24 protein-coding genes are annotated in these 24,977 nt (G+C 61.1%); 12 read left to right on the top strand and 12 right to left on the bottom strand.

The features are described 5' to 3' along the window. Positions 1 to 17: 17 nt before the first annotated feature. Positions 18 to 581, bottom strand: coding sequence for a DUF4174 domain-containing protein (locus tag PSUM_RS16315; protein WP_083348566.1), 564 nt, complete (start codon positions 579 to 581; stop codon positions 18 to 20). A 169-nt stretch (positions 582 to 750) separates the two neighbouring features. On the opposite strand from PSUM_RS16315, the gene PSUM_RS16310 reads away from it, so the two are divergent. Then, entirely contained in the window at positions 751 to 1,119 is a 369-nt protein-coding gene (locus tag PSUM_RS16310) for a VOC family protein (RefSeq protein WP_083348565.1), read from the top strand. Between the two features lie 21 nt (positions 1,120 to 1,140). Here PSUM_RS16310 and PSUM_RS16305 read toward each other — a convergent pair whose 3' ends face one another. Next, a complete protein-coding gene (locus tag PSUM_RS16305; RefSeq protein WP_083350131.1) occupies positions 1,141 to 1,890 on the bottom strand; it encodes a tetratricopeptide repeat protein in 750 nt (249 codons plus the stop codon). Between the two features lie 280 nt (positions 1,891 to 2,170). Between PSUM_RS16305 and speF the strand changes: the two genes are divergently transcribed. From speF to PSUM_RS16290, 3 genes are read left to right on the top strand one after another with little or no spacing between them, the layout of a single operon-like run. Beyond that, positions 2,171 to 4,357, top strand: coding sequence for an ornithine decarboxylase SpeF (speF, locus tag PSUM_RS16300; protein WP_020798143.1), 2,187 nt, complete (start codon positions 2,171 to 2,173; stop codon positions 4,355 to 4,357). 33 nt (positions 4,358 to 4,390) lie between these two features. Further along, positions 4,391 to 5,731, top strand: coding sequence for a putrescine-ornithine antiporter (potE, locus tag PSUM_RS16295; protein ID WP_083348564.1), 1,341 nt, complete (start codon positions 4,391 to 4,393; stop codon positions 5,729 to 5,731). A gap of 48 nt (positions 5,732 to 5,779) precedes the next feature. Then, positions 5,780 to 6,685, top strand: coding sequence for an amino acid ABC transporter substrate-binding protein (locus tag PSUM_RS16290; protein ID WP_020798145.1), 906 nt, complete (start codon positions 5,780 to 5,782; stop codon positions 6,683 to 6,685). Positions 6,686 to 6,811: 126 nt separating this feature from the next. On the opposite strand, the gene PSUM_RS16285 is transcribed toward PSUM_RS16290, so the two are convergent. Together PSUM_RS16285 and PSUM_RS16280 are read right to left on the bottom strand one after the other, a co-directional pair. Beyond that, on the bottom strand, positions 6,812 to 7,597 hold the full coding sequence (locus PSUM_RS16285; protein WP_033041934.1) for a sulfite exporter TauE/SafE family protein: 786 nt from the start codon (positions 7,595 to 7,597) through the stop codon (positions 6,812 to 6,814). A 246-nt stretch (positions 7,598 to 7,843) separates the two neighbouring features. Further along, positions 7,844 to 8,584, bottom strand: coding sequence for a hypothetical protein (locus tag PSUM_RS16280; protein WP_050511574.1), 741 nt, complete (start codon positions 8,582 to 8,584; stop codon positions 7,844 to 7,846). A gap of 310 nt (positions 8,585 to 8,894) precedes the next feature. Between PSUM_RS16280 and PSUM_RS16275 the strand changes: the two genes are divergently transcribed. Then, positions 8,895 to 9,716 (top strand): aldo/keto reductase, encoded by an 822-nt coding sequence (locus PSUM_RS16275; RefSeq protein ID WP_033040717.1) that lies wholly within the window; start codon positions 8,895 to 8,897, stop codon positions 9,714 to 9,716. Between the two features lie 27 nt (positions 9,717 to 9,743). Next, entirely contained in the window at positions 9,744 to 10,214 is a 471-nt protein-coding gene (locus PSUM_RS16270; protein WP_083348563.1) for a DUF1810 domain-containing protein, read from the top strand. On the opposite strand, the gene PSUM_RS16265 is transcribed toward PSUM_RS16270, so the two are convergent. After that, positions 10,179 to 12,539, bottom strand: coding sequence for a DNA polymerase II (locus PSUM_RS16265; protein WP_162276363.1), 2,361 nt, complete (start codon positions 12,537 to 12,539; stop codon positions 10,179 to 10,181). The two genes, PSUM_RS16270 and PSUM_RS16265, sit on opposite strands and share 36 nt — an antisense overlap. A 275-nt stretch (positions 12,540 to 12,814) precedes the next feature. Here PSUM_RS16265 and PSUM_RS16260 point away from each other — a divergent pair, with 275 nt between their 5' ends. Then, on the top strand, positions 12,815 to 13,255 hold the full coding sequence (locus tag PSUM_RS16260) for a CBS domain-containing protein (protein ID WP_007944798.1): 441 nt from the start codon (positions 12,815 to 12,817) through the stop codon (positions 13,253 to 13,255). A gap of 44 nt (positions 13,256 to 13,299) precedes the next feature. Here PSUM_RS16260 and PSUM_RS16255 read toward each other — a convergent pair whose 3' ends face one another. Next, positions 13,300 to 13,923: a glutathione S-transferase N-terminal domain-containing protein gene (locus tag PSUM_RS16255; protein WP_033042476.1), complete on the bottom strand. Its 624-nt coding sequence runs from the start codon at positions 13,921 to 13,923 to the stop codon at positions 13,300 to 13,302. Between the two features lie 225 nt (positions 13,924 to 14,148). Between PSUM_RS16255 and PSUM_RS16245 the strand changes: the two genes are divergently transcribed. Next, positions 14,149 to 14,550, top strand: coding sequence for a hypothetical protein (locus tag PSUM_RS16245; RefSeq protein ID WP_083349355.1), 402 nt, complete (start codon positions 14,149 to 14,151; stop codon positions 14,548 to 14,550). A 107-nt stretch (positions 14,551 to 14,657) separates the two neighbouring features. Here PSUM_RS16245 and PSUM_RS16240 read toward each other — a convergent pair whose 3' ends face one another. Then, positions 14,658 to 15,749 carry a DUF1615 domain-containing protein gene (locus tag PSUM_RS16240; protein WP_020799598.1) on the bottom strand — a complete coding sequence of 364 codons (1,092 nt, stop codon included), beginning with the start codon at positions 15,747 to 15,749 and terminating at the stop codon, positions 14,658 to 14,660. Positions 15,750 to 15,792: 43 nt separating this feature from the next. Here PSUM_RS16240 and PSUM_RS16235 point away from each other — a divergent pair, with 43 nt between their 5' ends. Beyond that, on the top strand, positions 15,793 to 17,448 hold the full coding sequence (locus PSUM_RS16235; RefSeq protein WP_331717103.1) for an FAD-dependent oxidoreductase: 1,656 nt from the start codon (positions 15,793 to 15,795) through the stop codon (positions 17,446 to 17,448). Between the two features lie 806 nt (positions 17,449 to 18,254). Here PSUM_RS16235 and hemB read toward each other — a convergent pair. The 3 genes from hemB to PSUM_RS16215 all read right to left on the bottom strand — a co-directional run bounded on the left by hemB (position 18,255) and on the right by PSUM_RS16215 (position 20,947). Further along, positions 18,255 to 19,229, bottom strand: a complete 975-nt coding sequence (gene hemB / locus PSUM_RS16225) for a porphobilinogen synthase (RefSeq protein WP_020799433.1) — start codon at positions 19,227 to 19,229, stop codon at positions 18,255 to 18,257. 143 nt (positions 19,230 to 19,372) lie between these two features. Continuing rightward, entirely contained in the window at positions 19,373 to 20,215 is an 843-nt protein-coding gene (locus tag PSUM_RS16220) for a PhzF family phenazine biosynthesis protein (RefSeq protein ID WP_033045193.1), read from the bottom strand. An 18-nt stretch (positions 20,216 to 20,233) separates the two neighbouring features. Further along, on the bottom strand, positions 20,234 to 20,947 hold the full coding sequence (locus tag PSUM_RS16215) for a glutathione binding-like protein (protein ID WP_033045192.1): 714 nt from the start codon (positions 20,945 to 20,947) through the stop codon (positions 20,234 to 20,236). A gap of 364 nt (positions 20,948 to 21,311) precedes the next feature. Here PSUM_RS16215 and PSUM_RS16210 point away from each other — a divergent pair, with 364 nt between their 5' ends. Further along, positions 21,312 to 21,986 carry a hypothetical protein gene (locus PSUM_RS16210; protein WP_033045190.1) on the top strand — a complete coding sequence of 225 codons (675 nt, stop codon included), beginning with the start codon at positions 21,312 to 21,314 and terminating at the stop codon, positions 21,984 to 21,986. Positions 21,987 to 22,122: 136 nt separating this feature from the next. Here PSUM_RS16210 and mnmH read toward each other — a convergent pair whose 3' ends face one another. Together mnmH and selD are read right to left on the bottom strand one after the other, a co-directional pair. Continuing rightward, positions 22,123 to 23,226 carry a tRNA 2-selenouridine(34) synthase MnmH gene (gene mnmH, locus PSUM_RS16205; protein WP_083348559.1) on the bottom strand — a complete coding sequence of 368 codons (1,104 nt, stop codon included), beginning with the start codon at positions 23,224 to 23,226 and terminating at the stop codon, positions 22,123 to 22,125. Then, complete coding sequence (gene selD / locus PSUM_RS16200) at positions 23,226 to 24,260, bottom strand: selenide, water dikinase SelD (protein ID WP_083348558.1); 1,035 nt, start codon at positions 24,258 to 24,260, stop codon at positions 23,226 to 23,228. Before selD ends, mnmH begins: the two co-directional genes overlap by 1 nt. Before the next feature lie 167 nt (positions 24,261 to 24,427). On the opposite strand from selD, the gene PSUM_RS16195 reads away from it, so the two are divergent. Together PSUM_RS16195 and PSUM_RS16190 are read left to right on the top strand one after the other, a co-directional pair. Further along, the gene (locus PSUM_RS16195) at positions 24,428 to 24,655 is read left to right on the top strand and encodes a DUF6555 family protein (protein WP_020799440.1); all 228 of its coding nucleotides are present in this window, start codon (positions 24,428 to 24,430) and stop codon (positions 24,653 to 24,655) included. 31 nt (positions 24,656 to 24,686) lie between these two features. Beyond that, positions 24,687 to 24,965, top strand: coding sequence for a hypothetical protein (locus tag PSUM_RS16190; protein WP_033045186.1), 279 nt, complete (start codon positions 24,687 to 24,689; stop codon positions 24,963 to 24,965). Positions 24,966 to 24,977: the final 12 nt, after the last annotated feature.

The raw sequence follows: 24,977 nt of genomic DNA, 5'->3' as shown, positions 1-24,977 counted from the left end.
TTCCAGCGCCACCCAGACTAATCATCCGGCATTTCCGGTGGCTTGGCCGGTTTTGCCGGCTTGGCGTTTTTGGCAGCCTTGGCAGCCCCTTTTGGCGGTGGGGTTTCGGCAACCGGTGGTGGGGTTGGCGCTGTGGCTTCCTTCTCGGTCGCCGGCAAGGCATCGATGGTGGCGAAGATTTTCTTCAGGTCGACCGACTTGGATTCTTCCCCTGAGCTTTCAAGTTTCTTCTCGCCGTCCTTGCCCACCAGGATCACTTTGGGCAAGGCGCCGGCCCCTAGTTTCAGCGCACGGATCAACGCCATAGTGTCCTGTTGGCCGAGGTCCTTGCCGTCCAGTTGGCCGGACATGTTCAGCACGCTGTACACCCGGATGTTGCGGTCGGCGACACCCTGCTTGTTGGCGGGATCTTCCAGCGACTTTTTCAGGTTGACCCAGACGGGGTCGGCGGTGCTCGGGGCAATCACGATCAGCGGCCGGGCCCTGCCCTTGTCGATATCCAGAGGTGAATCGCCATCGGCGGCGAACAAGGGGCCAGCAATCGCCAGCAAGGTAGCCAGGGTCAGTGACCTGATGAGCATGCGCATCTCCTTTTGATATCCACGCTCTAATGATTGCGCATCGCGGCGTTCGTTCCGGTGACGCTCGGCAAATGTGTTTCGCCTTGCTCCAAGCTTAGGCGAGGGCGGTCATTGCGCAACAGGCTGGACTAATCTGAAAACATGTCCTGAATCGATGCGAGGGACCGTCATGAGCGCCCGGTTGAACCACACCATTGTCTGGTGCCGCGACAAGCACAGGTCGGCACATTTTCTGGTCGAACTCCTCGGCTTGCCGCCTCCAGAGCCTTTCGGGCCGATGCTGATCGTCAGGCTCGACAACCAGGTATCGCTGGACTTCTACGACAACGATCCGCCGATCGCCTCCCAGCATTACGCGTTCCTGCTCGGCGACGACGATTTCGACCGGGCGTTCATTCGCCTGCAGGTAAACGGGCAGCCATGGTGGGCCGATCCGGGCAAGCGGCGGCCAAATGAAATCAATGACCATGGCGGAGGACGGCGGGTGTATTTCGACGACCCGGATGGGCATCTACTGGAGATCTTCACCCGCGAATGAGGCCCCTTCCCTGGCGGCCACTCAACCCTGCATCAGGAAGGCGCCTGGCGGAACCCGTTTTCGCAGCTTCTTGCAGCTACCGGCGGGGGGCTGGTGGCCCGGTGGGCGATCAGGAAACCAGATGCGGCATTGACCCGGCGGTGGCCAATGGCCGCGTGGAATCGCAATCTCATCGGACACGGGCCCTGGCTCGGCGGCAGCCACCTGAAATTGTCCTTCTGGCCGTGGCGTGGCAGTCGCCGCAGAGTCGGCCACCCGAGCGAAATTGCCGGCAAGCGGCCCCGTGTTCTCCAAGGCTGGTCCAGCCGCGGCGAGTTCTGCTTCGCGGCGACTTTGCGCCTCCTCCTCGCGTGCCTTCTGCAAGGCGAGCAGGTCCTCCTGGGCCTTGGGTGGGGTCCCCGAAGCCTGGGCCTGCTGCGCCGCCTGGATCAGTTGGAAGTTGCGGTTGCGCAACTGGACATTGCCACCAACCCGCATGTTCGAGCGCATCGCCAGGGTTTCAGCTTGCTGATATTGCCCCTGTTGCAGGCGCAGCACACCGAGGTAATGCAGGGTCGCGGGATTGTTCGGCTGGATATGCAGGGCACGCTCCAGCGTGGCTGCGGCCTGGTCCAACTGGCCATTTTCGTACTGGCGAGAGGCGGTTTCGATCAGGGTGGTGGATGCGCTGTTACTTTGCGCGGGCGCTGTTCGCTCGCCAGCCTGCGAGTAAAGCGACGCGATGGCGCAGCACGCCAGGATGAGGCTCGGCAGAAAACGCTTGGTTGGCATCAGGGGCAGACTCAGCTGATCTCGGACGGCACCGCCATGAAAGCAGGCCACCAGCACTGCTCGGAAACTCCGATACAGGGCCCCTGTTGACCCGGTTATCGCCATGAAGTTCCCGAGGCAACGCCCCCTTCACGCCGTGTTCGACTCGTCAATCTTCCAGTCAATCCCTGGACTTATAAAGATCATTAAAATTTCCAGCTTAAAAAAAAATGAACTATACCCAACTGGGCAAGTTTGCCTGCCATGACAGATCGTCAAAACAGACCAGGAGCCACTGGGCATGAATGTTTTGAAAGTTGCTGCAAGCGATGCCGTCCTGAATTGTTTCCATACCTCTCGCCCGATTGTTGCCCTGGATCAGACCGACTTTACCGATGTCGCCGCCGCGGTGCTGACCGTAGACGATGTAATGGGTGGCGCGCTGGATGCCATTCAACGAACAGGCTTCGACATCCCGCTGTTTCTGGTGGTGCCTCGCGGCGGTGCCGGCAATCGGGCACTGGATGTCTACAAGCGCCTGCACGAGGTAATCCTGCTGGTCAACGGTGTGTTCGACCTCTCCAGCTACAACGCCGAGTACTACGGCAACCAACTCGAAACCGCCGCCAAGGCCTACGAAGAAAACTTGTTGCCGCCCTTCTTCGACGCCCTCAAGCACTACACCGAGGCCGCCAATGCGACCTTCGCCTGCCCCGGTCACCAGGGCGGCCAGTTTTTTCGCAAGCACCCCGCCGGCCGCCAGTTCTTCGATTTCTTTGGCGAAACCCTGTTCCGTGCCGACATGTGCAACGCCGACGTCAAGCTCGGCGACCTGCTGATCCACGAAGGCCCGGCCCTGCAGGCGCAGAAGCATGCCGCGACAGTGTTCAACGCGGACAAGACCTACTTCGTGCTCAACGGCACATCGGCGTCGAACAAGGTGGTCACCAATGCCCTGCTGACGCCTGGCGACCTGGTGCTGTTCGATCGCAACAACCATAAATCCAACCACCAGGGCGCATTGATCCAGGCCGGTGCCACGCCGGTGTACCTGGAAACCGCGCGCAACCCCTACGGCTTTATCGGCGGCATCGACGCCCACTGCTTTGAGGAAAACTACCTGCGCGAACTGATCAATGAAGTCGCCCCGGACAAGGCCCGGCTGCCGCGGCCATTTCGCCTGGCGATCATTCAGTTGGGAACCTATGACGGCACCATCTACAACGCTCGCCAGGTGGTCGACCGCATCGGCAAGTTGTGCGACTACATCCTGTTCGACTCGGCGTGGGTGGGCTACGAACAGTTCATCCCGATGATGAAGGATTGCTCGCCCATGCTGCTCGAACTGGGTGAAGACGACCCGGGTATTTTCGTCACTCAATCGGTGCACAAACAGCAGGCCGGCTTCTCCCAGGCCTCGCAGATCCACAAGAAGGACCGCCACATCAAGGGCCAGCCGCGCTACTGCAATCATGCGCGGTTGAACAACGCGTTCATGGCCCAGGCCTCCACCAGCCCGTTCTACCCGCTGTTCGCCTCGCTGGATGTGAACGCGCGTATCCACGCCGGGCGCAGTGGCTTGCGCCTGTGGGAAGACTGCGTGAAGTTCGGCATCAACGCGCGCAAGTTGATCCTGGAAGCCTGCACCCTGGTGCGCCCGTTCGTGCCGGAAACCATCGACGGGCGCCCATGGCAGGATCACCCCACCGACGCCATCGCCAGCGACCTGCGCTTCTTCGAATTCCATCCCAAGGATCGCTGGCACGCCTTCCCCGGCTATGCCGACAAGCAATACTTCATCGACCCTTGCAAGCTGCTGTTTACCACTCCCGGCATTGACCCGATTGACGGCAGCTACACCGACTTCGGCATTCACGCCGGCATCCTCGCCAACTTCCTGCGCCAGAACGGCATCGTTCCGGAAAAGTGCGACCTCAACTCGATCCTGTTCCTGCTCACGCCCGCCGAAGACTGGGCGAAGATGGCCCATCTTGCCGCGCAACTCGCACGCTTCGAACAGTTCATCAGCGATGACGCGCCCATGAGCCGGGTACTGCCGGCCATCTATGCACGCTTTGAAGACCGCTATCGCAACTACACGATTCGCCAGCTCTGCCAGGAAATGCACGATCTCTACCGCAGCCATAACGTGCAGCAATTGCAGAAGGACATGTTCCGCAAGGAGCACTTCCCGAAAAAAGCCATGAACCCGCAACAGGCTCAAATCGAATTCATCCGTGGCAATGTCGAACTGGTCGCGCTGGCCGATGCCGATGGCCGTGTCGCTGCCGAAGGCGCGCTGCCCTACCCGCCCGGCGTGTTGTGCGTGGTGCCGGGGGAAATCTGGGGGGGTGCGGTCCTGAAGTATTTCCTGGCGCTGGAAGAAGGCATCAACGCGTTGCCCGGGTTCACCCCGGAACTGCAAGGCGTGTATCTGCAAGAGCAAAGTGGCCGTACCCGTGCCTATGGGTATGTGCTCAAGACCTGATCCGCGACACTTGAACAGGGCAAGGAGTGTGCGATGGCTGATTCAAGCAAGAAAATGGGCCTGATGGGGCTCACCACGCTGGTCACGGTCAACATGATGGGTTCAGGCATTATCATGCTTCCCACCAACATGGCCCAACTCGGTGCAGTCTCGCTATTGTCGTGGATTTTCACGGCGATCGGTTCGATGGCCATCGCTTATTGCTTCGCCCAGTGCGGGGTGTTCTGCTCACGTTCCGGCGGGTTGTCCGCCTACACCGAGGAAGCCCATGCGAAGTCGGGGTTCTTCCTCTGCTCGTACCTGTACTTCCTGTCCCTGGCAATCGCCAACGTCGCCGTCGCGATCTCGGCGGTGGGCTACATGAGCGCCTTCCTGCCCTGGCTCAGCAGTGGTGCAATCCCGCTGTTCGTCGGCACGGTCGCGCTGATCTGGATCACCATCATCGCCAACTTCGGCGGCCCGAGCATCACCGGCAAGATCGGTGCTTTCACCGTGTGGGGCGTGATCATTCCGGTGGCGGGCCTGAGTATCATCGGCTGGTTCTGGTTCGACGCCAAACTGTTGGAAGCCGCCTGGAACCCCAACAACCTGGCCATCTCCGAAGCCATCGGCAAGGCCATCCCCCTGACCCTGTGGGCATTCCTGGGCATGGAATCGGCAGCCCAGGCCACCGATGCGGTGGAAGACCCCAAGCGCAACGTACCGCTGGCCTGCCTGTTCGGCACCCTGGGCGCCGCCACGGTCTATGTGCTGTCGACCACCGTCATCCAGGGCATCATTCCCAATGCCGAGCTGGCCAATTCCTCGGCACCATTCGCGCTGGTCTACGCCAAGATGTTCAACCCGTTGGTGGGTAACATCGTCATGGCCCTGGCGATCATGGCCTGCATTGGCTCGCTGCTGGGCTGGCAATTCACCCTGGCACAAACGGCGAAGATGACCGCCGACCAGAACCTGTTCCTCAAGCTGTTCAGCAAGGTCAACGCCAGCAACGCACCGGTGATCGGCATGATCGTCTGCGGCGTGTTGCAGACAATCATGGCCGTGTCGACCATCTCACCCGATGCCGCTGCGCAGTTCAGCAAACTGGTCAGCCTGGCGGCGGTGACCAACCTGATCCCCTACATAACGGCGCTGACCGGCTTGCTGGTGATCATGCACAAAGCCCAAGTGGGGCCCGCGGTGTACTCGCGCAACCTGGTGGTGCTGCTGGTGGCGGTGGCCTACTCGTTGTACGCCCTGTATGCCTGCGGCAAGGATGCGGTATTTGGCGGCACACTGGTGCTCGCCTTGGGTTACCTGCTCTATGGTTTCCTCGCCAAGCGTTTCGTCGACGTGCCAGCCGCCGTCCAGGCCAGGACCGGCAATGTTTAGGCATCGCAACCAGGATTGCACCGACATTCCTACACGGGGGAACCGGACATGAACGCACCCTTTGCAAAAACCACACGCCTGCTGCTCGCCCTGGTGTTTACCGCGCTGCCCATGGTGGCGGGTGCCAACACCCTGGAGCGCATACGCGCCAGCAACGCCTTTACCCTGGGCTACGTGCCTGATTTGGCGCCCTTCAGCGTTGCGCAGGGCGACAAGGCCAGCGGCTATGCCATCGACCTGTGCCTGAAGATCGCCGACAAGCTCAAGACCGAACTCGACCTGCCCAACCTGCAGGTGCGCTACCAGCCCGTCACGTCTGCCGAGGAGACCAGCGCGGTGAAACTGGCCAAGGTCGACATCCTCTGCACCCCCACCCCGCCTACCCTCGAACGGCGCAAGACCATCAGTTACTCGATACCGGTATACACCGCCGGCCTCTCGGTGCTGGTGCGCAAGGATGCCGCCGAACCGCTGCTCAACGCGCTCAACGGCAAGGAAGCTATCCCCGGCCCGACCTGGCGGGCGACAATCAACCGCGGCCTGGCCAACCAGACCTTTGCCACCATCGAGGGCGGTGTAGTCGAAGACTGGATTCGCGAACAGATGCGCATGCTCGGCGTGATCGCTTCGCTGGTGACCGTGGCCAATACCGAAGAAGGGGCCGGGCTGGTGGCCGCGCGCAAGGCCGATGCGTTCTTCGCCGAACGCATGTTTCTGAAAAACCAGGTGGAAAAAGGCGGCGCCAACAATGACCTGATGGTCCTGGACCGCATCTTCGAGTACGCCCCGGTAGCCATGATCGTCGAACGCGGTGACGAGGACTTCCGCCTGCTGGTGGATATGGCACTGAGCGAGGCCTATCGTTCCGGCGCCATTGAGCAGGCTTACGACAAGTACTTGGGCGGGATCAACGAGACGATGAAAAAGCTGTTCAAGGTGTATGCACTGCCTTGAACTGCATTTTTTTTGTGGGAGCGAGCCTGCTCGCGATGGAGGTCAACGATGACGCGGGAAGCCTGACACCCCACGTTATCGTTGACGTTTTTCGCGAGCATGCTCGCTCCTACATTATTAGAACGATTAGAACGCCAGTTTGTAGCCGATCAGTACCAGCATCGTCGCCAGGCAAGGGCGCAACCATTCATCGGAGATGCGCCCGGTCAGGTGGCTGCCCAGGTAAATCCCCGGCAACGAACCGACCAGCAAGTAACCGAGCACGTGCCAGTCCATATTGCCCATGCTCGCATGGCCAAGGCCGGCGACCAGGGTCAGGGGCACGGCGTGGGCGATTTCCGTGCCGACCAGGCGGCGGGTCGGCAACAACGGATAGAGGATAAACAACGCCACGGTGCCCAGGGCTCCCGCGCCGATCGAGGTCAGCGCGACCATGGTGCCCAGCACCAGGCCGGTGATTACGGTCAGGACATTCAGGCGCGAGCCGCTGGGCTTGTAGTTGCCTCCGGCGCGCTTGTGGGCGAAGTCGAGCAGGCGCTTTTTGAACAGGATCGCCAGCGCCGTGGCGAACAGGACAAAACCCAAGGCCTGCTTGATGATCGCGTTCATCGCGTCGGGTGCTTCGTTCAGGCTGCTGAGGAACCACAACGTCAACATCACCGCGGGCACGCTGCCGAGGGTCAACCATCCGGTGATCGACCAGTCGATATTGTTGTTCTTCCTGTGGACCAGCACGCCACTGGACTTGGTGATGGCCGCGTACAGCAAATCGGTGCCGACCGCGGTGGCCGGGTTGATGCCGAACCACAGCAGGATGGGCGTCATCAATGAACCGCCACCCACGCCGGTCATGCCGACGATAAAGCCGACCACCAGCCCGGCCACGACCAACCCGATATTCAACAAATCCATTGAAACATCCACAAAAACTGCAGGAAATAACTGGCCCGCAGCATAGCGATATTTCTTATAACCAGTTATATCGATGCGATCTATCTTTATGCCCTGTTCGCATCCCGCCCTGTTTGCATCCTGCATCCCGCCCCTGTAGGAGCTGCCGCAGGCTGCGATCTTTTGATCTTCAAAAACAAGATCAAAAGATCGCAGCCTGCGGCAGCTCCTACAGGTGGTCATTCGTCGCGACGCCGAGCGGAACAGTCATTGCACCGGCAGAAAATTCAGGAACAGCAGGCTCTGGGCATAGTTCAAGCCGATCCGCCGATAGCGCTCGTCGAGCATCTGGGTCAAAAGGTCCAGTCGCGCGACGATCTTGCCAAACTCCACGGCGAAACTCAGGTTGCTGCCCTCCTCCGAGATTTCGTTGGAGAACAGCATGGGCTGGCCGTCCTTGGTCTGCCGCTGGCTGAGAATCCAGGTAGCGATTTCAATGTTGCGCGCGGCGTTGCTGACGAACGTCGGGTTGATCGCGTCCGTCATGTAGAACTCCAGGCGATTGCCGTGGGCGGTGACCAGCATGCTGCCAATGGCATAGATGAACGCACCGACGCGATCGCCGAGAAACTCCGGGCTCATGGCAAACCGCAGCGCTGCCAGGTCCTTCTTGCCCCCAAGCGTAGGCAACGGCTGCTGCTGCTCAATGGCCATGCGCACCTGTTTGCCCGCGGTCCGGGCATCGAGGAAGCCGGATTTCTTCAACTCCTCGGGGTTGCGCAGGTACAGCTTGCTCATCAGCAGGTAAAGGCTGTCGAGGTTGTCGCGCATGGCCAGCGTCGCCATGCGGTCGACACTGGTCTGCAGGAACTCCTGGGGTTTGCCATCGCGTATCTGGGTGAACAGGTCGTTGCCTGGTTGATGACTGCAACCGCTGGCCAGCAACAGCGACAGGCCACCCAGTAGCAGGCCGATTGAGCGAATGATGTGGGGTGAAACTCGAGCCATGGGTGATGAACTTGGCATGGGCCGACGGGGGGATCGCCGTCGGCTGGCAATGGATAGAGCCGCAAGTTGCGCAAAAGTGCGGTGACGAGCGTCGCCAATCGATCACCGGCACCTGTGGGAGCGAGCCTGCTCCGGGCGGCGTTCCGACGATGAACCTGAGAGCGCCGTGGGGGTGTCAGGTTTCCCACGTCATCGTTGACGCCCATCGCGACGGTGCGACGATTCGACATGCTCGCTCCTACAGCCACCCGGATGGAACCCGAGGGGCTATCCTGATGCCAACAGAAATAATGACCAGAAGGAGCAAAGCATGCGTACCCAGCAATTGGCCGGCACCCGGGTACCGGTCATCGGCCAGGGCACCTGGCAAATGGGCGAGGACCCTGCCCGCCATCAAGAGGAGGTCGCCGCACTGCGCCTGGGCATCGACTTGGGCATGACTCTGATCGACACCGCCGAAATGTATGGCGAAGGCGGTGCCGAACTAGTGGTGGGCGACGCCATCGCCGGCCAGCGCGACCAGGTCTTCCTCGTCAGCAAGGTCTACCCGCACAACGCCAGCCGCCAGGGCATTCCCCAGGCGTGCGAGCGCAGCCTGCGACGGCTGAAGACCGACTCCATCGACCTGTACCTGTTGCACTGGCGCGGCCAGTATCCCCTGGAAGAAACGGTAGAAGCCTTCGAACGCCTGCGTGAAGCCGGCAAGATTGGCCGTTGGGGCGTGTCCAACTTTGATCTCGACGACCTGCAAGAGCTCTCGACAGAGGGCTGTGCCACCAATCAAGTGCTCTACAACCTGGAGGAACGTGGCATAGAATTTGATCTATTGCCCTGGTGCAAGGAGCAACGCATGCCGGTCATGGCTTACTGTCCGATCGGCCAGGCAGGGAAAATGCTGGCCAATGCTACGCTCAAACAAGTAGCTGCCCGCCACGACGCCACGCCTGCCCAGGTTTCCCTGGCCTGGCTGCTGCGCCAGGACGGCGTGATCGCCATCCCCAAGGCCGTCCGCCCCGAACACGTGCGGCTCAATGCGCAAGCTGCGCAGTTGAAGCTGGAGGCTGGGGATCTGGAGGCGCTGGACCAAGCGTTTCAGGCGCCCAAACGCAAGCAGCGGTTGGCCATGGTCTAAGCCATCGCGGTGTCAGAGGGCTTCGACATGAGAAGCACCGATCAACCGGACGCCTTTAACCTGCAACGCTTCGTCCAGGCGCAGAACCCGGTGTTCGACCGGGTCCAGGCCGAACTCGAAGCCGGCCACAAGCGCAGTCACTGGATGTGGTTCGTTTTCCCGCAGTTCGCCGGGTTGGGTGACAGCGAAATGTCCCGGCGCTTCGCGATCCGTTCCCGGGAAGAAGCGCAGGCCTACCTAGAACACCCGCTGCTGGGTGTCCGGCTGCGCACGTGTACCCAACAGGTGCTGAACATCCGGCAGCGCTCGGTGGCAGCGATATTCGGCCACCCCGACGACCTGAAATTTCGCTCCTCGATGACCTTGTTCGCCCAGGTCGCGGACGACGACAGTCTCTTTCATCAAGCCTTGAACCAATACTTTCACGGCATTCTGGATGACTGGACCCTGTCGCTGATGGACTCAAAACAAGCCAAGTTGCCCCCCCACCAGGGTTGAGAAATCGTCATCGACAAACGGCAGGATAGCGTCTGCCACCGGTTGCAGTTGCCGGGTGATGTAGTGGTCGTAGTCGATGGGGGCACTGCGGATCTCCAGCGGCTCGGGGCCGGCGACAGTGATGACGTAGCTGATCCAGCCGCCATTCTGGTACTGCCGCGGGCGGCCCTGGCGATCGTTGTAATCGTCGGCAATCCGCGCCGCCCGTACATGGGGCGGGACGTTGCGCTGGTAGTCGTCCAGCGTGCGGCGCAGGCGCTTGCGGTAGATCAGGCGGTCGTCGAACTCACCGGCCAGGGTCTTGCGCACATACTCGCGCACGTAGTCCTGATAGGGTTTGCGGTGGAAGATCAGTGAATACAGCTCCTGCTGGAATTGCCTGGCCAGCAGCGACCAGTCGGTGCGCACGGTTTCCAGGCCCTTGTAGACCATTTCGTCGCTGCCATCGGCGCGCGTGACCAATCCGGCGTATCGCTTCTTGCTGCCCTCCTCCGCGCCGCGAATGGTCGGCATCAGGAAGCGTTTGTAGTGGGTTTCGAACTGCAACTCCAGCACGCTCTCCAGGCCGTACTCTTCACGCACGTGCTCACGCCACCACTGGTTGACGTGGTCGACCAGCGCGCGGCCGATCTGCGCGGCCTCCTGCTGGCCGTGGGCGCGGCGCAGCCAGACGAAGGTCGAGTCGGTGTCGCCGTAGATCACCGTATGGCCCTGGTCTTCGATCAGCTTTCGGGTGCGCAGCATGATCTCGTGGCCACGCAAGGTAATCGATGACGCCAGGCGCGTGTCGAAGAAGCGGCAGCCACTGGAACCGAGCACGCCGTAGAACGCGTTCATGATGATCTTCAGCGCCTGGGACAGCGGCGCATTGTGCTCACGCTTGGCGGTTTCCCGGCCTTCGGCGACCCGGGCGACAATGGCGGGCAGGCAATGCCGGGTGCGGGAAAACCGCGCCCCGCGAAAACCCGGTACCGAGTCCTGGTCATCGGGGTGCTTGAGCCCTTCGATCAAGCCTACCGGGTCGATGAGGAAGGTACGGATGATCGACGGATAGAGGCTCTTGTAGTCGAACACCAGCACCGACTCGTACAACCCCGGTCGCGAGTCCATGACAAATCCGCCAGGGCTCGCTTGTGCCGGCTTGCTGCCCAGGTTTGGCGCAACGAAGCCCTGGCGATGCATCAACGGCATGTAGAGGTGGGTGAACGCCGCCACCGATCCGCCCATGCGATCGGCTGGCAACCCGGTGACACTGGCCCGCTCCAGCAGGAACTTGAGCAGCTCGGTCTTGGCGAAGATCCGCGTGACCAGCTCGCAGTCCTTGAGGTTGTACTTGGCCAGCGCCGGCTTGTCCTCGGCGAACATGCGGTTGATTTCATCCATGCGCTGGTACGGGTTATCAATCGACTTGCCTTCGCCCAGCAGGGTTTGCGCGACGTTTTCCAGGCTGAACGATGGGAAGCTCCAGGTCGCCGAGCGCAGGGACTCGATGCCGTCGATGATCAGCCGGCCGGCGGCGGATGCAAAGTAATGATTGCCGCTGCCGTGTTCGCGCCATTGCATTTCCTCGCCGCCTCGCCCCAGTTTCAGCGGCACGGCCAGGCGCCGGGCGTGTTCATGCAAGACCCGCAGGTCGAACTGCACGACGTTCCAGCCAATGATCGCGTCAGGGTCGTGGCGGGCAAACCATTCATTGAGCTTCTTGAGCAGCAGGGTTCGCGATTCGCAGTATTCGAGCTGGAAATCCACCGCGCCGTGGTCGCCATTGGGCGGGCCGAGCATATACACCTGACGCTCGCCGCAACCTTCAAGAGCAATGGAATACAACTCGGCCTGGGCGGTGGTTTCAATGTCCAGGGACACCAGTTTCAGGCTGGGACGGTAGTCGGGATCGGGTTTCATCTGCGCCTCGAGCAGCAGGCCATCGCCCCCCGGCGTGCCGCCAAAGCGTACTGGCGCGGTGATGAACCGCTCCATCATGTAGCGCTCCGGCGGGCGCACATCGGCCTCGTACACCTCGACGCCCGCCCTGCGCAGTGCGGTTTCCAGGCGCATCAGTTGCCCGTGCTGCTGGCAATACAGGCCGAGTACCGGGCGATGTTCAAAGTCCTGCAGGGCCAGGGGCTTGAGCTCGACGTTTTTTTCGTCGCGCAACAGCGCCTCGGCCTGCCCGCGCTGATCGGCCGGGATAAACGCCACCGACGGCTGATGCGGCAGGCGGATGCGCCGGGGACCGCTATCGGTCGCCAGCCAGAACTCGACTTCGGTGCCCGCCGGCGTGTCGCGCCAATGCCGGGTCAGGACGAAGCCCTGGGGTAAATCCACCACTGCAGACCTCGGGTTTTGTTCAAGCGAGTAATTCTACGCGTCATCCAAACCTGTAGGAGCTGCCGCAGGCTGCGATCTTTTGATTTTGATTTACAGGCGCAAGATCAAAAGATCGCAGCCTGCGGCAGCTCCTACAAAGGCTGCGATTTTTTCGGGTTCGGAAAAAATCCGCCGAATGACGTTTTTTGTGTGCTATCTGCCGCTTTTGCCCTTGCCCTGAACGCCTGGGTCTACGATTCTTCAAGGACAACGACAACACCCGGAAAACCGCCATGAAAACCGTCGCGCAACTGCTCAAGTTGAAAGATCAAAAGAACCAGGAAGTGCACCAGATCAAACCTGATCACATGGTGCTCGAAGCGCTGATGAAGATGGCCGAAAAAAACGTCGGTGCCTTGCTGGTGGTGGAGAATGACGAGGTACTGGGCATCATCAGTGAACGCGACTACGCGCGCAAACTGGTGCTGCATGGCCGCTCCTCTGTGGGCACGCCGGTACGCGACATCATGGTATCGCCCGTCATCACCGTGGACACCCATCAAACCGTCGACACCTGCCTGGGCATCATGTCCGACAGACGCTTGCGTCACCTGCCGGTGGTGGAAAACGGCAAGTTGATCGGCCTGCTGTCGATCGGCGACCTGGTCAAGGAAGCCATCGCCGAACAGGCCGAGTTGATTCGCCAGCTGGAGCAGTACATTCGCGGCGAATAGTACGGGTACACTGCAAATCCCCCCACATTATTAATTTGTGGTGATCAGGCAGGCCAATGCCTGGCAAAGACCGGCGCCAATATCGGATGCCGGTCAATGCGTTCCAGCCAGGCGGAAAAGCCCGGCCGGGTTCGGCGCAAATGCTCGCGGCTGCCGCCCCAGCGTGTGACCACGGCCGCCAGCACATCCAGCGCGCCCGGAGCCTCTTCACCCAGGTACAGCTCAGCGGAAAACTGGTCGGCAAACACTTCCCAGCTCCAATGCAAGCGCTGCCGGGTACCGGCCATGAGGTTTTGCCGCGAGGCTTCATCAGCATTGGCCAGCCAGCGTTCCGGGTAATCGATGATGCCGATGGCCGCATAACAATTGCTGACGATGAACGCCAGGCCCCGAATGGCCTGGTCACGCTCGGCAGGGTCAGCCGGTAACAGGTTCGACTCGGGAAATGTCAGCCCGAGATGAATCAGGATCGCCGCGCTCTCCGTGAGGACACTGCCGTCGGGCAGTTGCAGCGTCGGAATCTGCTTGAGCGGATTGAGCTTCTCCAGTGCCTGGGCCGCCTGCGGGGACGTTTCGACATCAATGAAGCGATAGGCGATCTCACACAGCTCCAGGGCGGCCTCGATCGCAGCCGCGCCCGAGTTCTGGTGTCCGTAGAGTTGATACATACATACCTCCTGGTTGGCCGCGATCAGCACCAGCTATCCAGTGTAGAAGGCGCCATCGACCACGACCCGAGCGTCCGACGACTGCACCATCACGCCCACGAACGGTACCGCACCGCCCCTATCAATAGCGTCGATGTTCACCATCACGTCAATGAAGTTCTCTAAAAAAATCCACGGCGTAACATCAGCTCCATACCAAACAACTACACCCCGGAGCACACGATCATGAAACGCCAAACTCTCCTCAGCATTGCTTTCTCGGTTTTCGCAGTTAACGCTTTTGCCGCTACCTCTGTTCAGCCTGTCGTGGCTGAAGGTGGCTCGGATCGTCTGATTGAAAGCCGGGTGGCCGAGGGTGGTTCGGATCGCTTGATCGAGAATCGCGTGGCTGCCGATGGTTCGGATCGCCTGCAAGGCAACACCGTCGCCGCCGATGGCTCCGACCGCCTGCAAGGCAACACCGTCGCCGCCGATGGCTCCGACCGCCTGCAAGGCAACACCGTCGCCGCCGATGGCTCCGACCGCCTGCAAGGCAACACCGTCGCCGCCGATGGCTCCGACCGCCTGCAAGGCAACACCGTCGCCGCCGATGGCTCCGACCGCCTGCAAGGCAACACCGTCGCCTAACCCCTTCGCTTCACCGCACCCACAAAAAGCCCGGCCTGATCAGCCGGGCTTTTTCATGCCTGTTAAAACTCGAAAGTCATACAGCGTGTGGACGTTCGCCAATATCTTCAGCCTGCCCGCGCCATGCAGCGCTTGTAACGCTCATCGACGCGCTTGGCAAACCAGGCAGTGGTGAGCTTGCGGGTGATTTTCGGGCTTTGCAGCACGATGCCCGGCAGTACCGCGCGCGGCAGGGAACGACCTTCGGCCTGTTCAGCCAAGGCGAAAACCCGCTGATAGAGCTCGCTGTCCTCGAACGCCAGCGTGTTGCCCTCCTCCAGTTGATCCCTGATCGTCGGATTGCGCATGCCCAACTGCTTGCCCAAGGTGCGCACCGCCAGCTCCGTGGTGCCAGGCATGATCGAACCGTAGCGGACCAGGTCGCCATCCAGCGCGAGCGGGATGCCCGAGGCCCGGCTCACGGCGTTCTGGAAGCCAGCATTGCGACTGGCGTACCAACCGGCATTGAAATCGGCGAAGCGGTACAACGGCTGCTTGTAGCTCGCCGGATAACCGAGCAGATGCGCGATGCCGAAGTACATGCCGCCACGGCGGGTAAAGACTTCACGCCGTATCGAGCCTTCCACCGGATACGGATAGCTTTTGGCCTGCTGTTCGGCAAAGTCGATGCTGACCTGCATCGGCCCGCCGGTGTGCACCGGGTTGAAGCCTGCGAACAGGGTCTTGCCCATGGGCACCATGCCAATGAAGTCATCGAAAATCGCGCTCAGTTCCTTTTCGCTGCGGGCGGCGTTCAGCCGGTCGCTGTAGGTTTTACCGTTGGGCGAACTCACCCGCAGTGCACCGCTGACCAACAGTTGGGGGATATGCGCCTTGGCCGCCCGGCGATCGATCTCATCCCGGGCGATCTTGCCCAGCCCTGGCACGCCGGGATCCACCTGGAAAGTCGACTCCTGCTCGGTGACCGCCAGCACCGAACAGAGGTTTTGCGTGGTCGGTGCGATGTTCTGCGCAGCAAACGCGGCGTAGATGTCCGTGGCCCACCCTTGGCGATCGACGGTTTTGGCCGGCAGCAAGCGCACGATTTGCGCCTTGACCTCGGCGGGCTTGCGCGCCGCGGTTTCCTGGGGTCGCTGACTGCTGCAACCGGCCACCACCAGTAACGCGGTGATGCTCATGATCAATCGATGGGCTTGCATGTTGCTCCAGGGCGTTCGTTGAACCGGGTTAACCATACGATCAATGCATGGCGCAGGCTATGACCGTGGCGCGAACCCGGCTGTTCCTCAGGTGCCGATGAAAAACGCTGGCCGCTGCGCAAGGCTGGACCATACTTGCAGCACACGGCAAGAGGACGGGGTCATGCAGCGTAGCGATGTGTTGATCATCGGCGCCGGCCCGACGGGGCTGGTGCTGGCGCTATGGCTGAGCAAACTGGGGGTTCGCGTGCGGATCGTCGACAAGACTTCTGCACCGGGCACCACTTCACGGGCACTGGCGGTGCAGGCGCGCACGCTGGAGCTGTATCGCCAGCTGGACCTGGCCGACGCCATCGTACGCGACGGTCATCAGGTCGCGGCCGCCAATTTCTGGGTAAAAGGCCAGCCCGTGGCGCGCCTGCCGTTGAACCGCGTCGGTGAAGGCCTGACGCCCTACGCCTTCCTCGAAATATTCCCGCAGGACGAACACGAACGGCTGCTGATCGATCGCCTGCAAACCTTCGGCATCACGGTGGAACGCAACACCGAGCTCGAAGGTTTCGAGCAAACCGATGACGGCATCAGCGCCACGCTGCGCTTGCCCGACGGCCAACAGGAAACCTGCCAGGCCTGCTACCTGGCCGGTTGCGACGGCGCCCGTTCGATCGTTCGCAAGACCCTGGACACCGGTTTTCCAGGCGGCACCTACCAGCAGGTTTTCTACGTCGCCGACGTGCACGCCAGCGGCCCGGCGTTCAATGGCGAACTGCATGTGGACCTGGATGAGGCGGATTTCCTCGCGGTATTCCCACTGGCTGGCAGCGGCCGGGCACGCTTGATCGGCACCGTGCGCGACGAACGCGCCGAACAGGCGCAAACCCTGCAATTTGACGACGTGAGCAGTCGGGCCATCGAGCATATGCAGGTCAAGGTCGAACAACTGAACTGGTTCTCGACCTACCGCGTGCATCATCGGGTGGCGGATCACTTTCGCAGCGCACGCGCCTTCCTGTTGGGCGATGCCGCCCACGTGCACAGCCCCGCGGGAGGCCAGGGCATGAACACCGGGATTGGCGATGCCATCAACCTGGCCTGGAAACTCGCGGCGGTACTGAGCGGTGGCGCCGAGGCGAAATTGCTCGACTCCTACGAAACCGAGCGCATCGCCTTCGCCCGCAAGCTGGTGGCCACCACCGACCGGGTGTTCACGTTCGTTACCGCCGAGGGGCCCATGGCGGATGTGTTGCGCACGCGGCTGGCGCCCTTGCTGATTCCGAAAATGGCCTCGTTCGAAACCACCCGCGAATTCCTGTTCCGCACCGTGTCGCAAATCACCCTGAACTATCGCGCCATGCCCTTGAGCACAGGCGTTGCCGGGCAGGTGCATGGTGGCGACCGCCTGCCCTGGGCGCACGACGGTGAAGGTGACAATTTTGAATCGCTCAAATGCCCGACCTGGCAGGTGCATGTGTATGGCGACACCAGCGACGAGATGATCGCCTGGTGCCACGAGCACCATCTGCCGCTGCATGTGTTCAGCTGGCGCCCGGCATTCGAAACGGCCGGCCTTGGGCGCAACGGGTTCTACCTGCTACGGCCGGATACATACGTGGCGATTGCCGAAACCTGTTCGGACCCGAAGGTGATCGAACGGTATTTTCGCGACCGCGGGATCCGACCGTACTTTGGTGCGCCCTGATTTTAGGTTGGGGTATTTGGATTGGGTGTATATCCGTTGCTGCGGTAACGGCCACCTAGGGTTTCGCCCTTACGGCGAGTCACTTGGAAAAACGGAACGCCGCCCGGCCCCAAGTAACCAAGGGCTCTTGCCCCTGGCGTTCGGCCCCTCGCTGGGGCTCGGGGAACCCTCGCTCCGGCCTCTCGATGGGGCAAGAAAATCAAAAGCCAGATCAAGATCAAAAGCCAAAGCGAGGCGGCCTTAAAGCCGACCTGATCGGGAGCCGTGCGCATTGATCGTTCCCACGCTCTGCGTGGGAATGCCGCCAGGGACGCTCCGCGTTCCACTGACGACGCAAGGCTTGAGTCCTGCGCACATGTGACGCGGAGCGTCACAGGATGCATTCCCACGCAGAGCGTGGGAACGATCATTGGCGGTAACCGGAAAAGTCAGGTCTGCTTTAAGGCCGCCTCGCTTTTGATTTTGATCTGGATGCCCCGTTAACCACGATGGCCGAACGCAGGCATTGCGCAGTGGGGAAACCGGCAGGACGCCGGTTTAGCCGCGCTGGGCCAGGGACGGCCCATCGCGGCGACCCACGGAGCAATGCCGGAGTGAGGGCATGCCGAGCCTTAGCGAGGCACCGAGTGGTGGGGCAAAGCCTTTTGGTTCCTTTTTGCTGGGCCGGCACTCCGGCGTTTGAAAAAGTGAGTCGCTGTAAGAGCGAAACCATAGGAGGCCGTAACCGCAGCAATGGATATGTACCCCTAGACCGCGTCATCGTTCTTCGCCGGCAAACCTGGCTCCTACAAGGGTTGTGGTTGTTTTCAGATCCCCGCCAGTGCCAGGTCCATCGCAAAATACGTGAAAATCAGATCAGCCCCGGCCCGCTTGATGGCGCCCAGGCTTTCGCGCACCACGCGATCTTCATCGATAGCCCCGGCCTGTGCGGCGAACTTGATCATCGCGTACTCCCCGCTCACCTGATACGCCGACAAGGGCAGGCGCGAGGCTTCGCGAATGTCGCGGATGATGTCGAGGTACGCTCCGGCCGGCTTGACCATCAGCGCATCGGCGCCTTCCTGTTCGTCCAGCAGCGACTCCCTCACCGCCTCACGACGATTCATCGGGTTCATCTGGTAGCTTTTGCGATCGCCCTTGAGCGCGCTGCCGCCAGCTTCGCGGAACGGTCCGTAGAGCGCCGAGGCGAACTTGGTCGAATAGGCCATGATCGCCGTCTGGGTGAACCCGGCGGCATCGAGCGCCCGGCGAATAGCCTGGACCTGCCCGTCCATGGCGGCCGATGGGGCAATCACGTCAGCACCGGCACGGGCAGCAGCCACCGCCTGTTTGCCGAGGTTGAGCAGGGTCTGGTCGTTATCGACCTCAAGGTTGTGCATCACGCCACAATGCCCGTGGTCGGTGTACTCACAAAAACAGGTATCGGACATCACGATCATTTCCGGCACGGCGTCCTTGGCGATGCGCGACATGCGCGACACCAGGCCATTGTCGTTCCAGGTGTCGCTGCCATTGCTGTCCAGGTGATGGGACACGCCAAAGGTCATCACCGACTTGATCCCGGCACGGGCATATCGCTCGATCTCCCCCGCCAGCTTCGATTCCGGAATGCGCATCACACCGGGCATGCTCTTGATCGGCACGAAATCGTCGATTTCTTCTTCGACGAAAATCGGCAGTACCAAGTCGTTCAAGCTGAACTCGGTTTCCTGGAACAGACTGCGCAGGCTTGCATTGCGGCGCAGACGGCGTGGGCGTGCTTCGGGGAACTGACTGGACATGGAGATGCCTCAAAAAACGAAAAACAAGACGAAAGTCGTAGAGGGGGCAAAGCTTATGCCCTGCAAGGTGCAGGGCACAAATCACCCGGGAGAAATTACCCTTACCGCACCCGCAATAATCGCTCCTGCACAGGTCGGGTCAATCAAAGGGCCAGCGTGCCGTCGATACAGGTCACCACCGCCCCGCCGATCCAGATTTCCTCCCCCACCTGTTCCACCTGGATGCGCCCCGCGCGGCCCATCGTCAATCCCTGGCTGACCACGTAGCGGGCCGGCGCCAGCCCTTCACCGAGCAGCCATTGGGCAATCCCGGCGTTGAGGCTGCCCGTGGCCGGATCCTCGGGCATACCGTCACCGGAGATGAATGCGCGGACTTCAAACTGCGCTTCATCGCCATCGCGTTCCGCATGCCACGGCGCGATGACACCCACGGCGAGGCCGAGCATGTGCGAATGGTCCGGTCGCAAGTCCAGGACTTGCTGGCGATCCGCGAGCATCACCGCCAGCCAGCCCGCACCGTTATCGACCCATTGCGCGCGGACAATCGCCTGCGGCTCCAGCCCCAAGCCCAAGCACACACGCGTCATCAGAGTGGCGTCCACCGGCCCGGTCTTGAGCAGTGGCGGAGCGAGAAACGCCAGCTCCGCGCCCTGCCGACGAACCCGCACCAGGCCGACACCGCACTCCTGGATAATCTCTTCGCCCTTGGGCACACCGCCAGCTTCAAGCCAGGCATGGCAAGTGCCCAGGGTCGGATGTCCGGCGAATGGCAACTCCTTGAGGGTGGTGAATATCCGCACCCGATAATCGGCACGGGGATCCTGCGGTTCCAGGATGAACGTGGTTTCGCTGAGATTGGTCCAGGTCGCGAACGCCGCCATGCGTTCATCGCTCAGCTTGTCGGCAGCAAACACCACCGCCAGCGGATTGCCTTTGAGTGGTACGCGACTGAAGACATCGACTTGCTTGAAATTGAATGAATGCATGGCCGTCCCTGGTCCTGATCAGATCAAATCGTTTGGCTTGGGGATTTCCAGCCCGCGCTTGACCGCCGGCCGTGCCAGGAATTTCTCCAGCACCCGCGTGACGTTGGGGAAGTTCTGGATGCCGACCAGGTCGCCGGCTTCATAGAAACCGATCAGGTTGCGCACCCACGGGAAGGTCGCGATATCGGCGATGGTATAGCGTTCGCCCATGATCCAGTCGCGCCCTTGCAAGCGTGCATCGAGGACACTGAGCAGGCGTCGGCTTTCCTCGACATAGCGGTCACGCGGACGCTTGTCTTCGTAGTCCTTGCCGGCGAATTTATTGAAGAAACCGAGCTGGCCGAACATCGGGCCAATGCCGCCCATCTGAAACATCAGCCACTGAATGGTCTCGTAGCGCGCCGCCGTTTCCTGGGCCAGCAATTGCCCGCTCTTGTCGGCGAGGTAGATCAGGATCGCCCCGGACTCGAACAGCGGCAACGGCTGGTCGTCCGGACCATGGGGATCGAGAATGGCCGGGATCTTGTTGTTCGGGTTCAGCGACAGGAACTCGGGCGACAGCTGGTCGTTGGTGTCGAAGCCGACGCGATGGGGCTCATAGGGCAGGCCGATCTCTTCGAGCATGATCGAAACCTTGACGCCATTGGGGGTCGGCAAGGAATACAGTTGAATCCACTCAGGGTAGCGTGCCGGCCATTTGCGGGTGATGGGGAACGCAGACAAATCGGTCATGGGAGCCTCCACGAGAAATTGAGAATGCCGATCATAAAGGAGATGACCCGGACTGCGGCGCCTGGCGCCATGATTATCGCTGATGGTCAAGATCAAGCGAGATAACTGTGTTTGTCTGACCGCTCGTGTAGGGTGTCCATAATTTCGCAACATCCTGTCGATAACCTTCGCTGCAACCCGCCAAAGGTTACCGGTAAAGTGCTGCGCTCTCGGCCGGAATCGAACCAAACGGGCTTCAGGGGACTCTGAGTAATGTCCCTTTGATACGGAACGGCTCCACGACATGGAAAACACCCGACGCAGGAAAGTCGCGGTGCAAAGGTTTGTCAGCCTTAACCCAATGCGCTGAAGAACCTTTTATTCAATGATCAATCCCTTGAAATTCACCCGACACTTTAAACATCGTGCGTATTTGCTCCTGCCCGCCTTGCTGGCAGCCAGCACGTTGTTTTTGACGCTGGAGTCCAGCGAAAGCCGCGCCCAGCCGGTGGATGGCACCCAGACCCTGGTGTTCCTGCGCCATGCGGAAAAGCCCGAGGGCGGCCTGGGCCAGCTCAATTGCCAGGGCTTGAACCGCGCCATCGACCTGGCCACCCTGCTGCCAGAAAAATTCGGCAAGGCCGACTACGTGTTCGCCGCCAACCCGACGCGCAATGTCGAGGAAGGCGAACTGGACAACTCCTACAGCTACATCCGCCCCTTGATGACCATCAGCCCCAGCGCGATCAAGCTCGGTTTGCCGGTGAACATCAACTTCTCGGCCAACGACACCAGTGACCTCGCCGATGAACTGCTCCACGACAAGTACCACAACTCGGTCATCTATACGGCCTGGTCCCACGGCTATCTGCCAGAACTGATCAACAAGGTCGCCGGTGAAGCCGTCGGCAAGAAACAGAAGATCACCGAGGACTGGGAATCGAGCGACTATGACTCGCTGTACGTGCTGACCCTGACCTGGCACAACGGCAAGGCCAGCTTGCAAAGCCATAGCTACAAGCAGGGGCTGGATAACGGGCAGGAGAGTTGCCCGACCTGATTTTGGGGTGCCTGATAGGACGCCTTCGCGAGCAGGCTCGCTCCCACGGTAAATCTTCGGCGTACACAAATTCGGCGTTTATTGAAGATCTACTGTGGGAGCGAGCCTGCTCGCGAAGGGGCCGGCAAGACCACCCTCACCCGCGCTGAATGCCCCGCTCGCGCAAATACTCCAACACTGCCCCCCGCTCCCCGGCAAACTCGATCCGCGCCCCTTTCTTCTCCCGCTGAAAGGCATACATCGGGTCGTAATACTCAACCAGCAAGCCCTCGATCCAGCCCCGGTGCAAATCCACCGCACCACTGCGCCCTTGCTCGGCCAAAGCCTCTTCCATCAGGATCAGCATGCGCCGGTGCCGCTCGCCGCCCAGTCGCTTTTGCACATTGTCCAGGCTCGCCAGCAAGCGCTCGGAAAACAGCGCAAAACCTTCCTCGCCATGCACCGCGATGAACTCTGCACACAGGTCCACCACGTAATCGCGCAAGATTCGCTCGATCCGCCCCTCCAGGCTGTCTTCGAGCCAGACCATCGGGAACTGCTGCATGCCCTGGTACAGCGGCAGTGGCAGTGCACAACTGCCGACCGCGCGGCTTTCGTCTTCCAGCACGAACTGTTCGAAACCGCGGGCACGCTTTTTCAGCACGTCCACGGCCAGGCGGTTTTCGAAGTCGATGTTCGACGGCTGGGCAGTTACGCGCTTGCCGAAACTGGAACCGCGATGGTTGGCATGTCCCTCAAGGTCCAGGCCGTTGTCCAGTTGCGTGAGCAGCTCGGTTTTACCGGTGCCGGTCATGCCGCCCAACAAGACGAAATCGCATTGGGCCACGGCCTGGTCCAGGGTTTCCAGCAAGAAGGTGCGCATGGCCTTGTAGCCGCCGCCTACCCGCGGATAGTCAATGCCCGCCTCGTCCTTGAGCCATTGCTGGACGATCTGCGAGCGCAGGCCACCACGAAAACAATACAACAGGCCATCAGGATGGGCCCGGGCAAAATCCGCCCAGGCCTGGATGCGCTCGGCCTTGGTGGTGCCGGACACCAACTGATGGCCCAGCTCAACCGCCGCCTGCTGCCCGTGTTGTTTGTAACAGGTACCAATACGCTGCCGTTCGTGATCATTCATCAGCGGCAGGTTGACCACGCCGGGAAACGAGCCCTTGAGAAACTCGACCGGCGCACGAGCGTCCATCATTGGCCGGTCGTTGAGAAAAATGTCGCGGTAATCAGTACAGTCGACGGGCATCACGACACCTCGACCGCGCGGCTCTGTCGCTCGACCAGTTCACCGATTGGCGTCAGGCTCAGCCCCAGTTCGGCGGCAACCGCGAGGAAGCCGGCGTTGCCCTCGGGCGTCACGGCAACCAGCAGGCCACCGCTGGTTTGCGGGTCGCACAGCACCCGCTTGTGCAGTTCCTGGAGACGCCCGAGCTTGTCGGCGTAGCTGTCGTAATTGCGCAATGTGCCACCCGGCACACAGCCCTGGTCGATGTAATACTCGACGCCCGGCAAGCGTGGCACCCGTTCATAGTCGATGCGGGCGGTGAGGCCGCTGCCATCGGCCATTTCCACCAGGTGCCCAAGCAGGCCGAAACCGGTGACATCGGTCATTGCGGTAACGCCGTCCAGCTTGCCAAAACGGCTGCCGGGTTTGTTCAGGGTGCACATCCAGTCGCGGGCCAGGCCCACATCGGCGCTGCGCAATTTGCCCTGCTTTTCGGCCGTGGTGAGCACGCCGATGCCCAGGGGCTTGGTCAGGTACAACAGGCAACCGGCCGTGGCCGTGTCATTGCGCTTCATGTGGCGCTTTTGCACCAAACCGGTGACGGCCAGACCGAAGATCGGCTCCGGTGCGTCGATCGAATGCCCGCCCGCCAAGGGAATCCCGGCCTCATCGCACACCGAGCGCCCGCCGCGAATCACTTCCCGGGCAATCTCTGGCGCCAGCACATTGACCGGCCAGCCAAGGATCGCGATCGCCATCAATGGATCGCCACCCATGGCGTAGATATCGCTGATGGCATTGGTGGCGGCAATGCGGCCGAAATCGAAAGGATCATCGACGATCGGCATGAAAAAGTCGGTGGTCGACACCACGCCACGTTCCTCATCGATGGAGTAAACCGCCGCGTCATCACGCGAGGCATTGCCGACCCACAGTTTCGGATCAAGATTCTGCGCCCCGCTGCCGGCCAGAATCACTTCCAGCACCTGGGGGGAAATCTTGCAGCCACAACCAGCACCATGGCTGTATTGGGTCAGGCGGATCGGCTCGCTCATGGGGGCACCTCTTGGGATCAATGGGGCCGATTCTACCAGAGCCGCCACTGCCCAAGTGGGCGCCGCCTGCCGGAATGCGCGGATGACATGCACCGTCGGACAATCCGAATGAATTTTCCCAGCGCCCAACGATCCCTCTATGTACAACAGGGAGGAACAAAGGCTCTATGAACAACGCAAAACTGTTCGTCATTGAATACACTCTTCATGGCGTCCCCAAGTCGTTCATCATCCGTCTGGACAAAATGGACAACGCGGAGGCCTGGCATTGGGCAAGCTGCGACGCGGGGGTTGGACGCATCCCTCGCTTTGGCCGTGAAAAAGTGCAAAAGACCAGCAAACCGATGGCAGAAAAATTCGGCGTGGAGAACGTCAAGTGGCGCCCGGCCGGCTAGCCGGGCAGCGATCAGGATTGGGGGGAAGAAAATGACTTCGACACTCGTCAGCAGCCCTGCACATCTGGACTACGGTCTGGATACGTTGTTCGGCCGCGTCACCCGCAGCACCGAGTGCCGGGTCGGCCTGGAACAGGTCGAAGGTGATCCGACGCGCTTTGCAGTGAGAGTCCCGGCGCCTTTGCCGGACGATCTGGAGCAGGCCAAGACGGTGGTGGTCAGGGTCGATGGTCGACGCCTGGCGGGCACCGTGCGCCACAGCGAACGGCAGGATGACGACAGCCTGAAACTGGAAGTGGAGCCCGACTAGGCCCCACGTTCC

The sequence above is a fragment of the Pseudomonas umsongensis genome, assembly GCF_002236105.1.
GTDB lineage: Bacteria > Pseudomonadota > Gammaproteobacteria > Pseudomonadales > Pseudomonadaceae > Aquipseudomonas > Aquipseudomonas umsongensis.
Note: the sequence above shows the minus strand (reverse complement) of the source record. Positions and strands in the feature narration are given on the sequence as shown.